Origin of the sequence: Brevundimonas vesicularis (genome assembly GCF_900445985.1) — a bacterium.
Lineage (GTDB): Bacteria > Pseudomonadota > Alphaproteobacteria > Caulobacterales > Caulobacteraceae > Brevundimonas > Brevundimonas vesicularis_D.
The window spans coordinates 1,148,923-1,163,952 of the sequence record NZ_UAQP01000005.1 but is presented as its reverse complement, the minus strand read 5'-3'; the positions used below and the strand labels follow the sequence as shown (position 1 = coordinate 1,163,952).

Sequence of the window (15,030 nt, the reverse complement as noted above, 5' to 3'; positions counted from 1 at the left end):
CATGGTCGGCATTCTCGAAGACAAGGATCGCATCTTCACCAACCTGTACGGCTTCCACGACTGGACGCTGGACGGGGCGAAGAACCGCGGCGCCTGGAACGCCACCAAGGACATGCTGGACCTTGGCCGCGACTGGATCATCAACAACGTCAAGGCCTCGGGTCTGCGTGGCCGCGGCGGCGCGGGCTTCTCGACCGGCCTGAAGTGGTCGTTCATGCCCAAGGAAGTGAAGGATCGTCCTCACTACCTGGTCATCAACGCCGACGAATCCGAGCCCGCGACCTGCAAGGACCGCGAGATCATGCGCCATGATCCGCACCTGCTGATCGAAGGCGCGCTGATCGCCAGCTTCGCGATGCAGGCCCACGCCTGCTACATCTATCTGCGCGGCGAATACGTGCTGGAGCGCGAGCGAATGGAAGCCGCCGTCAAGCAGGCCTATGAGGCCAAGCTGATCGGCGACGGCAATGTCCATGGCTGGGACTTCCACGTCTATATCCACCACGGTGCGGGCGCCTACATCTGCGGCGAAGAGACGGCCCTGCTGGAATCGCTGGAAGGCAAGAAGGGCCAGCCGCGCCTGAAGCCGCCGTTCCCGGCCGGCGCGGGCCTGTACGGCTGCCCGACCACGGTGAACAACGTCGAGTCGATCGCCGTCGTCGGCACCATCCTGCGTCGCGGCGCCGACTGGTTCGCCAGTTTCGGCCGTCCGAACAACACCGGCACCAAGCTGATGTCGCTGTCCGGCCACGTGAACACGCCCTGCGTGGTCGAAGAGGCCATGTCGATCCCGCTGCGTCAGCTGATCGAGGATCACGGCGGCGGCGTGCGTGGCGGCTGGAGCAATCTGAAGGCCATCATCCCCGGCGGCGCGTCCTGCCCGGTGATCACGCGCGAACAGGCCGAGACGGTCCTGATGGACTTCGATTCCATGCGCGAGGTTCGCTCTTCGCTGGGCACCGCCGGCGTGACGGTGATGGACGAGTCCACCGACATCGTGAAGGCGATCGCCCGCATCAGCTACTTCTTCAAGCACGAGAGCTGCGGCCAGTGCACGCCGTGCCGCGAAGGCACCGGCTGGATGTGGCGCGTGCTGGAGCGGATGGCCGTGGGCGAGGCCGATCCGTCGGAAATCGACCTGCTGCTGGACGTCGCCGGACAGGTGGAGGGGCACACGATCTGCGCCCTCGGCGACGCCGCCGCCTGGCCGGTTCAGGGCCTGATCCGTCATTTCCGTCACGAGATCGAAGAGCGGATCGCCAACTATCGCAGCCGCCGCGCGAACTTCGCCGGCCACGCGATCGCGGCGGAGTAGAGATGCGCCTCGCCGTCGCCCTGTTGCTGACGCTTCCGATCCTCGCCGCTTGCGGCGAGGGGGAAAAGGCTGCGCCTGACGCGTCGACCGCGCCCGCGACGGCGGCTCCTGCTGAAGTGGCTCCTGCCGCGACGGCGGCTCCGGCGAACCTCGAGACGGCTTGCCGCGACGTGGTGAACCGCATGTATGGCCAGGAAGGCGACGCCGTCGTCTTCACCGCCGCCGGCGAACGCACGGCCCAGGTGTCGTGGCGCGCGCCGGTCGATGGCGGCAGGCTGGAATTCGAATGCCGGGCGGAAGCCGACGGTGCGGGCCTGTTCCGCGACGGTCAGCGGATGTCCGTGGATGTACAAATGGCGGCTCCCGCCGCCAAGCAAGAGGCCCGCTGATGCCTATCGCCAAGGTCAACGGCGTCGAAACCGAGTTCGAGCCCGGCATGACCGTGCTCCAGGTCGCCGAACGCGCCGGACAAGAGATTCCGCGCTTCTGCTATCACGAGCGCCTGTCCATCGCCGGCAACTGCCGCATGTGCCTGGTCGAGGTGAAGCCTGGACCGCCGAAGCCGCAGGCTTCGTGCGCGCTTCCGGCCGCCGAAGGGCAGGAGATCTTCACCGACACGCCGATGGTCAAGAAGGCCCGCGAAGGGGTGATGGAGTTCCTGCTCATCAACCACCCGCTGGATTGCCCGATCTGCGACCAGGGCGGCGAATGTGACCTGCAGGACCAGTCGGTCGGCTACGGCCGGGACGGCTCGCGCTATTCGGAGAACAAGCGCGCGGTCGAAGAAAAGGCGATGGGTCCGACCATCAAGACCTTCATGACGCGCTGCATCCAGTGCACGCGCTGCGTTCGCTTCATCACCGAAGTCGCCGGCGTGCCCGACATCGGCATGATCTCGCGCGGCGAGGACGCCGAGATCACGACCTATCTAGAGAAGTCGGTCGCCTCGGAATTGTCGGGCAACGTCAATGACCTGTGCCCGGTCGGCGCCCTGACGCACCGCCCGTGGCAATACCACTATCGTCCGTGGGAACTGAAGAAGACCGAGACCATCGACGTCATGGACGCCCTAGGCTCCAACATCCGCGCCGACTATCGCGGGTCCGAGGTCATGCGCGTGCTGCCGCGCGTCAACGAAGGCATCAATGAGGAGTGGCTGTCGGACAAGAGCCGCTACGTCGTCGACGGCCTGACCGCGCGTCGTCTGGACCGTCCGTGGATCCGTGAGAACGGCAAGCTGCGCGCCGCCTCGTGGAACGAGGCGCTGGACGCCGTCGCCGCCAAGCTGAAGGCCGCACCGGCCGACCGCATCGGCGTCATCGCCGGCGATCTGCAGGACGCCGAGTCGATGAAGGCGACGCTGGACCTGTTCCGCGCCCTGGGGTCGAACAACACCGACTGCCGCCAGGACGGGGCCGCCGTGGGTTATGGCCCGCGTGAAGGATGGCTGTTCAACTCCGGCCTGGAAGGCATTGAAAAGGCTGACGCCGTTCTGATCGTCGGCGCCAATCCGCGCACCGAGGCGCCGCTGCTGAACGCCCGCCTGCGCAAGGCCTGGCTGAAGGGCGACATGGAGATCGGTCTGATCGGCGAACAGGCTGACCTGACGTTCGACTACGCCTATCTGGGCGCAGGCACGCAGACGTTGGCCAAGCTTCCGAAATCGGCGCTGGACTTCCTGACCAAGGCCGAGCGTCCGGCGATCATCGTCGGCTCCGGCGCGCTGGGCGGGGAGGGCGGTCCGGCCGTCCTGAACGCACTCGGCGCTCTGGCCAAGAAGGTCGGCGTCGTCGCTGACGGCTGGAACGGGTTCAACGTCCTGCACCACGCCGCCTCGCGCGTGGCCGGTCTGGACATGGGCTTCGTGCCGGCTGACGGCGGCCTGACTGTCGCCGAAATGCTGAAGCCGGATGCGCTTGACGTGCTGTTCCTGCTGGGCGCCGATGAGGTCGATCCGACCGGCTCGAACGCCTTCCGCGTCTATCTGGGCAGCCACGGCGACCGCGGCGCGCACGGCGCGGACGTGATCCTGCCGGGCGCGGCCTATACCGAGAAGGCCGGCCTGTACGTCAACACCGAGGGCCGGGTGCAGATGGCCGAACGCGTCGTCTTCCCCAAGGGCGAGGCCAAGGAAGACTGGGCCATCATCCGCGCCCTGTCGGCGCGCGTCGATCAAACCCTGCCTTACGACACGCTGGAGCAACTGCGCGCCAAGCTGATGGGCGATCATCCGACCTTCGGCCGGATCGACTATCTGCCCGCGCCGGCGACGTTCGACGTGGCGGCCCTGGGCGCCAAGGGCGATCTGGGCGACCGCGCCTTCGTGTCGGCGGTGACCGACCCGTATCTTTCCAATCCGATAGCGCGCGCCAGCGCGACGATGGCCGAGCTGTCCGCCCTGCGGACCCAGCCGGTCGCAATGGCGGCGGAGTAAGCCATGGACCCCGTTTCCTTCTGGGCCACGCCTCTGGGCTGGACGCTGATCACGGTCGGCCAGGTCCTGCTGATCACGGTCGGCGTGCTGATCGCCGTCGCCTTCCTGCTGCTGGCCGACCGCAAGGTCTGGGCCGGGGTGCAGATGCGCAAGGGTCCGAACGTCGTCGGTCCCTTCGGCCTGCTTCAATCCTTCGCGGACATGATCAAGTTCGTGCTGAAGGAGGTCGTGATCCCGGCCGGCGCGGACAAGGCGGTCTTCATCATCGCGCCGATCATCACCGTCATCCTGGCCTTCATGGCTTGGGCGGTCATTCCGTTCGCGCCCGGCTGGGTCGTGTCGGACCTGAACGTCGGCATCCTGTACATCTTCGCCGTGTCGTCGCTGGGCGTTTACGGCATCATCATGGGCGGCTGGGCTTCAAACTCGAAGTATCCCTTCCTGGGCTCGCTGCGTTCGGCGGCGCAGATGGTGTCCTATGAAGTCTCGCTGGGCCTGATCATCATCAATGTGATCCTGCTGGCCGGCACCATGAACCTGTCGGCGATCGTCGACAGCCAGAAGGGCATGTTCTGGAACTGGTACGGCTTCGGCGGCGGCGCCGACACCTGGCCGCTGGTCGTGATCCTGTTCCCGATGTCGATCATCTTCTTCATCTCGGCTTTGGCCGAGACCAACCGCCCGCCGTTCGACCTGCCCGAGGCCGAATCCGAACTGGTCGCCGGTTATCAGGTCGAATACAGCTCGACGCCGTATCTGCTGTTCATGATGGGCGAGTACGTCAACATCGTCTTCATGTCGGCGATGATCAGCCTGCTGTTCTTCGGCGGCTGGAACCCCGGCGTGCCACAGGCCTGGATGGATGGGCTGCCGGCCTGGATTGCCTATACGATCTATCTGCTGACCTTCATGGCCAAGACGGTCTTCTGGTTCATCATGATCTCGATGGTGAAGGCCTTCGTGCCGCGCTATCGCTATGACCAACTGATGCGCCTGGGCTGGAAAATCTTCCTGCCGACGTCGCTGGTCGCGGTCGTGATCGTGTCGGCCTGGCGCGTCTTCGTGGTGGGGTCGTGATGAACAAGCGTCATCTCGTGCCAGGCTTGGTCGCCCTGTCCACACTAGGCGCCTGTGCGCCCGGCAAGATCTGGCCGGCTGAACGTCAGCCCTCGGCGGATGAACGCGCTATCGAGCGTCGCCATGACGACGAACGCCTTCGCCTGTGCCGGATGATGAGCCCGGACGATCCCCACTTTGAGTCGAACGACTGCAAGAACCGCATACGGGTGGCGCGATGACCCGTCTTTTCCTGTCGACGCTTGCCGCGACGCCAGCCCTCTTGGCCTGTGCGCCCGATACGCGCATGCCGGAATCCAGCTATCAGTGGGAACGTCGTCAGGAGCGCATCGAGCGCGACTGGCGCGGCAGACAGCCGACCGCCTCCCAAACTCCGACGACGCCCGCCCCCAAGGATAAGCCCTGATGTTCACCCGTATCGTCCAGGCGACCAAGGGCGCGATGATGCTGGACGTCATCGGCGCCATCGGTCTGTCGCTGAAATATATGGCCCGTCCCAAGATGACGGTGAACTATCCGTTCGAGCGCAATCCGCAGTCGCCGCGCTTCCGTGGCGAGCATGCGCTGCGTCGCTATGCGAACGGCGAGGAACGCTGCATCGCCTGCAAGCTGTGCGAAGCCATCTGCCCCGCCCAGGCCATCACCATCGAGGCCGAGCCGCGCGCCGACGGCAGCCGCCGCACGACGCGCTACGATATCGACATGGTCAAATGCATCTACTGCGGCCTGTGCCAGGAGGCCTGCCCGGTGGACGCCATCGTTGAAGGCCCGAACTCGGAGTTCGCCGTCGAGACGCGCGAAGAGCTGCTCTACGACAAGCAACGCCTGCTTGATAACGGCGACCGCTGGGAACGGCAGATCGCCAAGAATCTGGAACTCGACGCGCCTTACCGCTAAGGCGCATCTCGCTAAACGGGTCGGCGATTCCTGAAAGGGGGTCGCGGCCGATACGAAAGGGGCTTCGTCCCGACATGCTGCAAGGCATAGCCTTCTATCTGCTGGCGGCGGTCGCCACGGTTTCCGGCCTTCTGGTCGTGACCGCGCGCAACCCGGTGCACAGCGTGCTGTGGTTGATCCTGGCCTTCTTCTCGTCGGCGGGTCTGTTCGTCCTGCTGGGCGCCGAGTTCCTGGCGATGCTGCTGGTCGTCGTCTATGTGGGCGCGGTCGCGGTGCTGTTCCTGTTCGTCGTCATGATGCTGGACGTGGACTTCCTGAAGCTGCGCGAAGGCTACGCGCGCTACCTGCCGCTGGGCGCCATCATCGCCGCTGTGCTGCTGGTGGAGATGATCATCGTCTCGGTCGCCGTGGTTCAGGGCGGCGCCGCTGCGGGCCTGCCGGCGCCGGGCGCGCCGGACGCCAGCGTGACGAACGTCGAGGCGATCGGCCGCGTGCTCTACACAGACTATGTCTACTTCTTCCAGGCGGCCGGGATCGTGCTGCTGATCGCGATGATCGGCGCCATCACCCTGACGCTGCGCCACAAGCCGCACATCAAACGCCAGAACCCCGGCGACCAGGTGAACCGCGACCGTCGCAAGTCGGTCGAGATCAAGTCCGCCGCCACGGGCGAAGGCGTCAGCGCCGAGGAGCTTCTCTGATGATCGGTCTGACCCACTATCTGACGGTCGCTGCGATCCTGTTCACCATCGGGGTGTTCGGCATCTTCGTGAACCGCAAGAACGTCATCATCATCCTGATGTCGATCGAGCTGATCCTGCTGGCCGTAAACATCAACTTCGTCGCCTTCTCTGCCTATCTGAACGAGATCAGCGGGCAGATCATGGCGATGTTCGTCCTGACCGTCGCCGCGGCCGAGGCCGCCGTCGGCCTGGCGATCCTGGTGACCTTCTTCCGTAACCGCGGCGACATCGCCGTGGACGACGCCTCCGTGATGAAGGGCTGAGCGTGACCTTCCATACCCTCGTCATTCTCGGGATCTTCGCCCCGCTGCTGGGCGCGGCCATCGCCGGCTTCTTCGGACGCCGGATCGGCGCCATCCCGTCGCAAGCGATTACGACCGGCCTGCTGTTCTTCTCGTGCGCCGTGGCTTGGACGGTGTTCGGCCAGTGGACCTGGGGCCATCTTGAGCCCTTCACCATTCGCCTGGCGCCCTTCATCAATGTGGGCGACTTCCAGTCGGCCTGGTCGATCCGCATCGACGCCCTGTCGGCGACCATGCTGATCGTGGTCACCAGCGTGTCCTCGCTGGTTCACCTGTATTCCTGGGGCTACATGGCCGAGGACGACAGCCGGCCGCGCTTCTTCGCCTATCTGTCGCTGTTCACCTTCATGATGCTGGCGCTGGTGACGGCGGCCGACTTCATGCAGATATTCTTCGGCTGGGAAGGCGTGGGCCTGGCGTCCTATCTGCTGATCGGCTTCTGGTTCAAGAAGCCGACGGCCAGCGCCGCCGCCATCAAGGCCTTCGTCGTCAACCGCGTCGGCGACTTCGGTTTCGTGCTGGGGATCATGACGATCTTCTGGATGTACGGCACCATCAACTTCGCCGAACTGTTCCCGCTGATCGCCACCAAGGCCGGCACGACGTGGGAGTTCCTGGGCGTCCAGTGGTCCGCGCTGGATCTGGCCGGCTTCCTGCTGTTCATCGGCGCCATGGGCAAGTCGGCCCAGTTCTTCCTGCACACCTGGTTGCCGGACGCGATGGAAGGTCCGACCCCGGTTTCGGCGCTGATCCACGCCGCGACCATGGTCACCGCCGGCGTCTATATGGTCTGCCTGCTGAGCCCGATCTATGAATATGCGCCGGGCGCGTCGCAGATCATCGCCATCATCGGCGCCATCACGGCCCTGTTCGCCGCCACGGTCGGCCTGACTCAGAACGACATCAAGCGGGTCATCGCCTATTCGACCTGTTCGCAGCTGGGCTACATGTTCTTCGCGGCGGGCGTCGGCGCCTATCAGGCCGCCATGTTCCACCTGTTCACGCACGCCTTCTTCAAGGCCCTGCTGTTCCTGGGCGCGGGTTCGGTGATCCACGGCATGCACCACGAGCAGGACATGCGGAAGATGGGCGGTCTGTGGAAGCTGCTGCCCGTCACCTATGCGGTAATGACCATCGGCACCATCGCCATCACCGGCCTTGGCATCCCCGGCGTCGGCGGCTTCGCCGGATTCTACTCCAAGGATTCGATCATCGAGAGCGCCTATGCTTCGGCAGCCTCGGGTCACTCGGCCATCGGTCTGTTCGCCTTCTTCGTTGGCATCATCGCCGCCGGTCTGACGGCCTACTATTCGTGGCGCCTGGTCTTCATGACCTTCCACAACAAGCCGGTGTGGAAGGAAGAGGGCGACGCGCATCATGCTGACGACCACGCTTCCCACGCCCAGCTGGAAACCCATTCGGAGCCGGTCGGCGATCAACACGACGATCATGCGCATGACGACCACGGTCATCATGGTCCGCTGAAGCCGCATGAGAGTCCGCTGGTCATGCTGATCCCGCTGATCCTGCTGTCGGTCGGCGCCGTCGCCGCCGGCTTCGTCTTCGCGCCGCACTTCATCGGCCACCATGAGGGCGAGTTCTGGCGTGGCGCGATCTTCACCGGCGCGAACAACCACGTCCTGCACGAAAGCCACGACGTTCCGACCTGGGTGAAATGGTCGCCGCTGATCCTGACGCTGATCGGCACCGCCGTCGCCTATTGGATCTACGTCGCTCGCGAGGGCATGGGCCGTCGCATGGCCGAGCGGAACGGCGTCATCTACCGCTTCCTCTACAACAAGTGGTATTTCGACGAGCTGTACGACTTCGTCTTCGTGCGCGGCTTCCGCGCCATCGGGAACTTCTTCTGGAAGATCTGCGACGTGAAGATCATCGACGGTCTGGGCCCGAACGGCGCCGCCTGGGTGTCGCTGAAATCCGCCGCTCGACTGGGCAAGATCCAGTCCGGCTATGTCTATCACTACGCCTTCGTGATGCTGCTCGGGGTGGCTGGTCTGCTCACCTTCGCCATCCTCGCGTGGGGAGCCTGATCTCGTGCCCTACATCCTGAGCCTCGTTACATTCCTGCCCCTGGTCGGGGCCCTGGCGATCTTCGCCGCCCGGCTGACGTCCAAATCGGCCGATGCCACCGCGCCGGCCGCCCGCTGGATCGCGTTGATCACCACCCTGGTGACCCTGGCGGTGTCGGTCGTGCTGGTCGCCGGCTTCGATCCGGCGAACACCGGCTATCAGTTCGTGGAGATGGTCCCGTGGTTCGCGGGCGCCAGCTATCACCTGGGCGTCGACGGAATCTCGATCCTGTTCGTGCTCCTGACGGCCTTCCTGATGCCGATCTGCATCCTGGCCAGCTGGAAGTCTGTCGAGACGCGCGTCGTCGAATATATGATCGCCTTCCTGGTGCTGGAGACGCTGGTCATCGGGGTGTTCACCTCGCTGGACCTGTTCCTCTTCTACATCTTCTTCGAAGGCACGCTGGTCCCGATGTTCCTGATCATCGGCATCTGGGGCGGTCAGAACCGCATCTATGCGGCCTACAAGTTCTTCCTCTACACCCTGCTGGGGTCCGTCCTGATGCTGCTGGCCATGCTGTGGATGGCGCATGAAGCGGGCACCACCAGCATTCCCGAGCTGAAGCGTTTCGCTTTCGATCCGGCCGTCCAGCCGATCCTTTGGCTGGCCTTCTTCGCCTCGTTCGCGGTGAAGATGCCGATGTGGCCGGTCCACACCTGGCTGCCCGACGCCCACGTTCAGGCGCCGACGGCGGGTTCGGTCATCCTGGCGGGTATTCTGCTGAAGCTGGGTGGCTACGGCTTCATCCTGTTCAACGTGCCCATGTTCCCGATGGCGTCGGAGATGTTCCGGCCGCTGGTCTTCACCCTGTCGGTGATCGCCATCGTCTATACGTCGCTGGTCGCCTGGCGTCAGACGGATATCAAGAAGCTGATCGCCTATTCGTCCGTGGCCCACATGGGCTTTGTGACCCTGGGCATCTTCGCCGGCAACGACATCGGCATGCAGGGCGCCATCTTCCAGATGATCAGCCACGGCCTGATTTCGGGCGCGTTGTTCCTATGCGTCGGTGTTGTCTATGACCGGATGCACACGCGCGAGATCGCCTTCTACGGCGGCCTGACGTCCAAGATGCCGTGGTATGCCGCCATCTTTTTGATGTTCACGATGGCCAACGTCGGCCTGCCGGGCACCTCGGGCTTCATCGGCGAAGTTCTGACCATGACCGGGGCCTACAACGCCTCGACCTGGGCGGCGCTGGTCGCGGCCTCGGGCGTCATCTTCTCGGCGGTCTATGCTTTGACCCTGTACCGCGCGGTCATGTTCGGCGAGATCACCAATCTGAAGCTTGAGACCATCACCGACATCGACAAGCGCGAACTGCTGCTGTTCGTGCCCCTGATCGTCGGCACCATCTGGCTGGGGGTCCATCCGGCCTCTGTCCTCGATTACACCGGGCCTGCCGTCGAGGCCCTGACCAACGCGTATCGCGCCGCGATCGGCGGGTGAGACTTACAGATGCCTGATCTATCCTCCGCCCTGCATCTCGCCGCCTCGGAAGTCACCCTCGCGGTCGGCGCCCTGGTCCTGCTGATGGTCGGCGCCTTCATGGGCGACAAGAGCGCCCGTCTGGTCTCGATCCTGTCGGTCCTGCTGCTGATCGTCGCGTCGGTCATCTCGATCGTCGGACCGTGGGGCGTCGCCTTCAACGGCGCCTATGTCGCCGATCCGCTGGCCATCTACGCCAAGAGCCTGATCTATCTGTCGGCCGCCGTGGCGGTCGTGCTGGGCGACGGCTGGATGAAGCGCACCCGCATCGCCAAGTTCGAATATCCGGTCCTGATCGTGCTGGCCTCGGCCGGCATGGGGATGATGGCGTCCTCGGGCGACCTGATCTCCATGTATGTCGGGATCGAGTTGCACTCGCTGGCCCTGTATGTTCTGGCGGCCTTCCACCGCAACGACGTCAAGGCGTCGGAAGCGGGCCTTAAGTATTTCGTCCTGGGCGCGCTGTCGTCGGGTCTGCTGCTGTATGGCGCCAGCCTGATCTACGGCTTCGCCGGCTCGATGCGGTTCGAGGACATCGCCGCCGTCGCCGCCGACAATCCCGGCCCGGGTCTGGTCTTCGGCCTGGTCTTCCTGATCTGCGGCCTGGCGTTCAAGGTTTCGGCCGCGCCGTTCCACATGTGGACGCCCGACGTCTATGAAGGCGCGCCGACTCCGGTCGTGGCCCTGTTCGCCACGGCGCCTAAGGTCGCGGCCATGGTGCTGATCGCCCGCGCGCTGGAAAACGGTTTCGGCGACGCCCACGCGCAGTGGTCGCAGGTCCTGATCGCCATCTCGCTGATCAGCTTCGTCGTCGGCGCCTTTGGCGGTCTGGCTCAAAAGGACATCCAGCGCCTGCTGGCCTATTCTTCGATCGCAAACATCGGTTACGCCCTGCTGGGCATTGCGGCGGGCACGGCCGAGGGCCTGCAGGCCATGCTGATGTTCATGACGCTGTATGTCATCGACCAACTGGGCTTCTTCGCCATCCTGCTCAGCCTGTCCAAGTCGGGCCGTCCGATCCGCCGCATCGCCGACCTCGCTGGCCTGAAGAAGGATCGTCCGCTGACGGCCGTCGCCCTGACCATCCTGTCGCTGTCGGTCCTGGGCATGCCGCCGTTCTCGGGCTTCTGGGGCAAATACTATGTGTTCGGCGCCGCCGCTGACGCGGGTTTGTGGCCCGTTGCGGCCGCCGGTCTGGTCGCCTCGGTCGTCGCCGCCTTCTACTATCTGCGCATCATCAAGCTGATGTGGTTCGATGCGCCGGTGGACGACATCGCGACCGACGCCGCGCCGGTCGAGGCCAAGTGGATCGGGTGGGCCTGCGCCGCCTTCGCCTTCCCGCTGGTGATCGTCGGTCTGACCTGGCTGGAGCCGCTGACCAAGGCTGCGAGCGCTGGCTTCGGGAACGGGTAGGGCGTTGGCGCCCGTCCCTCTGGTCATACTCGACGAGATCGACTCGACCAACGCCGAGGCGCGCCGCCGCGCCGAGGCCGGAGAGGCGGGGCCGCGCTGGATCGTGGCGCGCCGCCAGACCGCCGGCCGCGGTCGGCGGGGTCGCAAGTGGGACACCGACCAGGGCAATCTGGCCGCCACTCTTCTGATCACCACGCCCAAGTCGGCTGCGGAGGCGGCCCAGGCCACCTTCATCGCCGCCCTGGCCGTCGCAGACCTGTTGGATGTCTTCGTTTCGCCCGCGCTTGTTTCGATCAAATGGCCGAACGACGTCCTGCTGGACGGGGTCAAGGTTTCTGGCATTCTGGTCGAATCCGGGCGGCACGCGAACGGCGACCTCTGGCTGGCGGTCGGCATCGGCGTGAACCTGGCCCATGCGCCCGAGGGCACCGAACGGGGGGCGACCTCGGTTGCAGAGCGTCTTCGCGCCGACCTGGCCTATGTCCCGCCGATTGAGGCCGCTGCCGAAATCCTGGCCGAGACCTTCGCCGTCTGGTGGGGGCGCTGGCAGACGATGGGCTTTGAGCCTGTGCTGGACGCCTGGACCAGCCGCCTGACGGGGTTGAACGGACCATGCGTCGCGCGTCTGGACAATGAGACCATCGAGGGTGTGGCCGAGGGCGTGGAGCCGGACGGCGCCCTGCGTCTGCGCCTGGCCGACGGCTCGGTGCGTCTGATCTCCGCCGGAGATGTCTTCTTTGGCACCATGCCGAACGCCGGGGCCGCCTGATGCTTCTCGCCATCGAGCAGGGCAACACCAATACGCTGTTCGCGGTCCATGACGGCACGGATTGGATCGCCCAGTGGCGCGCCGCGACCGAGGCCAGCCGCACGGCCGACGAATACGCCGTCTGGCTGAACCAACTGATGGTAATGAAGGGGCTGGCCTTCGGGGCCTTGAGCGGCTGCATCATCTCCAGCGTCGTGCCCCAGTCGATCTTCAACCTGCGCAATCTGGCGCGGCGCTATCTGAACATCGAACCGCTGGTCATCGGTGAGAACGCCGAGCTGGGCATCGACGTGCGGATCGCCAAGCCCAGCGAGGCGGGCGCCGACCGTCTGGTGAACGCTGTGGGCGCGTCGCTGATGTATCGCGGCGACCTTCTGCTGATCGACAGCGGCACGGCGACGACCTTCGACATCGTTTCGGGCGACGGCGCATTCGAGGGCGGTCTGATCGCGCCCGGCATCAATCTGTCGCTTCAGGCCCTGCATGAAGCTGCCGCCAAACTGCCGCGCATCGCCATTCAGAAACCCGAACACGTCATCGGCAAGGGCACGGTCGAGGCCATGCAGTCCGGCGTTTTCTGGGGCTATATCTCGTTGATCGAAGGCCTGGTCGGGCGCATCAAGGCGGAGTGGGGCAAGCCCATGACCGTCGTCGGCACCGGCGGGGTCGCCAGCCTGTTCGAAGGCGCGACCGACAGCATCGATCACTTCGATCCCGACCTGACTATTCGCGGCCTCCTCGAAATCTGGCGTCGTAACGCCCATTTGACTGATTGAATGAAAAAGCAAACCCAAGACGAACTCGTTTTCCTGCCGCTGGGCGGCTCGGACGAGGTCGGTATGAACCTGAACGCCTATGGCTTCGGCCCAGAGGCGAACCGTGAATGGCTGATCGTCGATGTCGGCGTCACCTTCGGCGACCTGTCCACGCCCGGCGTGGACGTGATCGTGCCCGATCCCACCTTCCTGGAGGGTGAAAACATCAAGGGCATCGTCCTGACCCACGCGCACGAAGATCACATCGGCGCTCTGGGCTGGTTGTGGCCGCGAATCAAGGCGCCGATCTACGCCACGCCCTTCACCGCCTATCTGATCCGCGACAAGCTGCGCGAGCGCGGCATTCTGGACGAGGTCGAACTGATCGAGGCGCCGCTGGGCGGGACCGTGGACATCGGCACCTTCGGCGTGACCTTCGTCAACATGACCCACTCGATCGCCGAGCCCAGCGGCCTGGCCATCGATACGCCGCTGGGAATGGTGTTCCACACCGGCGACTGGAAGATCGACGACCAGCCGGTGATCGGGACCAAGACCGACGCCCCCGTCATCCGCGCCCTGGGCGACGAAGGCGTGCTGGCCATGGTCTGTGATTCGACCAATGTCTTCGTGCCGGGCGTCGCTGGGTCCGAAGGCGATGTCGCCGTCGCCATCTCCAAGCTGATCGCCAGCCTGAAGGGGCGTGTTGCGGTCGGCTGTTTCGCCTCCAACGTCGCCCGGATGGACAGCGTGATCCGTGCGGCCGAGGCCTGCGGGCGTCGCGTGGCCCTGGCCGGCCGGTCGATGCACCGGATCACGGCGGCGGCCAAGCACGTCGGCATGCTGAAGGACGTGAAGCCCTTCCTGTCGGACGAGGAGGCCCGCGTCTGGCCCGCCGATGAGATCCTGTATTTGTGCACCGGCAGCCAGGGTGAGGCGAGGGCGGCCCTGTCGCGCGTCGCTGACGGCACCCACCCGGTCGTGAAACTGGGTCTGGGCGACCACTGCATCTTCTCGTCGCGCCAGATCCCCGGAAACGAACTGGCGATCGGCAATCTGCAGGACCGCCTCGCGGATCGCGGCGTGCGCCTCTACACCGAGAAAGATCACCCCGGCATCCACGTCTCGGGCCACCCCTGCCGTGACGAGCTGAAGCAGATGTACGAATGGGTCCGGCCGCAGATCGCAGTGCCGACCCACGGCGTGCGTCGGTTCCTCCTGGAACACGCCAACCTGGCCAAGGACATGGGCGTTCCGGAAACGGTCACGCCGCGCAACGGCGACATGGTCCGGCTGGCCCCTGGCCCGGCCAAGATCATCGACGAGGTGCCGAACGGTCGCCTGTACGTCGACGGCGGCATGCTGGTGACCGAGCAGGGCGAGGCCCTGAAGGAACGTCGTCACGCCTCGACCAACGGCGTGCTTATCGTCAGCTTCGCCCTGGACAAGCGCGGTCGCATCGCCAGCGACATCGACATCCGCAGCGTGGGCCTGCCCGGCGACACCGCCACGCCGCTCGGCGATGCGCTGGACAAGCTGGCCGAGCGCGTCGAACAGGTGGTCAAGGGCCTGAAAGGCGATGCGCTGGACGATGAAATGGTCATCGAACAGGCCGTCGCCCGCGTGCTGAAAAAGGCCAGCCAGCAGATCTGGGATCGTCGTCCCATCGTCGAGACGGTCGTCCTGCGCGTCTGATGCAACCTTGACCGTTCGGGCGCATTGGTCGTGCGCCTGAACGCTCGGGGA

The 15,030-nt window shown here is 65.2% G+C and carries 15 protein-coding genes; all 15 read left to right on the top strand.

Annotated features, from left to right (window positions below; genetic code table 11):
- The first annotated feature begins 1 nt into the window (after position 1).
- The 15 genes from nuoF to DT343_RS05725 all read left to right on the top strand — a co-directional run bounded on the left by nuoF (position 2) and on the right by DT343_RS05725 (position 14,979).
- Entirely contained in the window at positions 2 to 1,315 is a 1,314-nt protein-coding gene (gene nuoF / locus DT343_RS05795; RefSeq protein WP_039247403.1) for an NADH-quinone oxidoreductase subunit NuoF, read from the top strand.
- A gap of 2 nt (positions 1,316 to 1,317) precedes the next feature.
- Positions 1,318 to 1,704 carry a hypothetical protein gene (locus DT343_RS05790; RefSeq protein WP_112862100.1) on the top strand — a complete coding sequence of 129 codons (387 nt, stop codon included), beginning with the start codon at positions 1,318 to 1,320 and terminating at the stop codon, positions 1,702 to 1,704.
- Positions 1,704 to 3,749, top strand: coding sequence for an NADH-quinone oxidoreductase subunit NuoG (gene nuoG, locus DT343_RS05785; protein WP_112862099.1), 2,046 nt, complete (start codon positions 1,704 to 1,706; stop codon positions 3,747 to 3,749). The genes DT343_RS05790 and nuoG overlap by 1 nt, the downstream gene beginning before the upstream one ends.
- A 3-nt stretch (positions 3,750 to 3,752) precedes the next feature.
- On the top strand, positions 3,753 to 4,826 hold the full coding sequence (gene nuoH, locus DT343_RS05780) for an NADH-quinone oxidoreductase subunit NuoH (RefSeq protein WP_039247406.1): 1,074 nt from the start codon (positions 3,753 to 3,755) through the stop codon (positions 4,824 to 4,826).
- Positions 4,826 to 5,047, top strand: a complete 222-nt coding sequence (locus DT343_RS05775) for a hypothetical protein (RefSeq protein WP_112862098.1) — start codon at positions 4,826 to 4,828, stop codon at positions 5,045 to 5,047. Before nuoH ends, DT343_RS05775 begins: the two co-directional genes overlap by 1 nt.
- Entirely contained in the window at positions 5,044 to 5,232 is a 189-nt protein-coding gene (locus tag DT343_RS05770; protein ID WP_038293444.1) for a hypothetical protein, read from the top strand. The genes DT343_RS05775 and DT343_RS05770 overlap by 4 nt, the downstream gene beginning before the upstream one ends.
- Complete coding sequence (gene nuoI, locus DT343_RS05765) at positions 5,232 to 5,723, top strand: NADH-quinone oxidoreductase subunit NuoI (protein ID WP_017503987.1); 492 nt, start codon at positions 5,232 to 5,234, stop codon at positions 5,721 to 5,723. The genes DT343_RS05770 and nuoI overlap by 1 nt, the downstream gene beginning before the upstream one ends.
- Before the next feature lie 74 nt (positions 5,724 to 5,797).
- Entirely contained in the window at positions 5,798 to 6,424 is a 627-nt protein-coding gene (locus DT343_RS05760) for an NADH-quinone oxidoreductase subunit J (RefSeq protein WP_017503986.1), read from the top strand.
- On the top strand, positions 6,424 to 6,729 hold the full coding sequence (gene nuoK / locus DT343_RS05755) for an NADH-quinone oxidoreductase subunit NuoK (protein WP_039247409.1): 306 nt from the start codon (positions 6,424 to 6,426) through the stop codon (positions 6,727 to 6,729). Before DT343_RS05760 ends, nuoK begins: the two co-directional genes overlap by 1 nt.
- A 2-nt stretch (positions 6,730 to 6,731) precedes the next feature.
- Positions 6,732 to 8,819: an NADH-quinone oxidoreductase subunit L gene (gene nuoL, locus DT343_RS05750; protein WP_112862097.1), complete on the top strand. Its 2,088-nt coding sequence runs from the start codon at positions 6,732 to 6,734 to the stop codon at positions 8,817 to 8,819.
- Positions 8,820 to 8,823: 4 nt separating this feature from the next.
- The gene (locus DT343_RS05745) at positions 8,824 to 10,308 is read left to right on the top strand and encodes an NADH-quinone oxidoreductase subunit M (protein WP_112862096.1); all 1,485 of its coding nucleotides are present in this window, start codon (positions 8,824 to 8,826) and stop codon (positions 10,306 to 10,308) included.
- 9 nt (positions 10,309 to 10,317) lie between these two features.
- Positions 10,318 to 11,760, top strand: a complete 1,443-nt coding sequence (nuoN, locus tag DT343_RS05740; protein WP_112862095.1) for an NADH-quinone oxidoreductase subunit NuoN — start codon at positions 10,318 to 10,320, stop codon at positions 11,758 to 11,760.
- 4 nt (positions 11,761 to 11,764) lie between these two features.
- Positions 11,765 to 12,529: a biotin--[acetyl-CoA-carboxylase] ligase gene (locus DT343_RS05735; protein WP_112862094.1), complete on the top strand. Its 765-nt coding sequence runs from the start codon at positions 11,765 to 11,767 to the stop codon at positions 12,527 to 12,529.
- Positions 12,526 to 13,305, top strand: coding sequence for a type III pantothenate kinase (locus DT343_RS05730; protein WP_112862093.1), 780 nt, complete (start codon positions 12,526 to 12,528; stop codon positions 13,303 to 13,305). The genes DT343_RS05735 and DT343_RS05730 overlap by 4 nt, the downstream gene beginning before the upstream one ends.
- A complete protein-coding gene (locus DT343_RS05725) occupies positions 13,306 to 14,979 on the top strand; it encodes a ribonuclease J (RefSeq protein WP_112862092.1) in 1,674 nt (557 codons plus the stop codon). It abuts the gene before it with no gap.
- Positions 14,980 to 15,030: the final 51 nt, after the last annotated feature.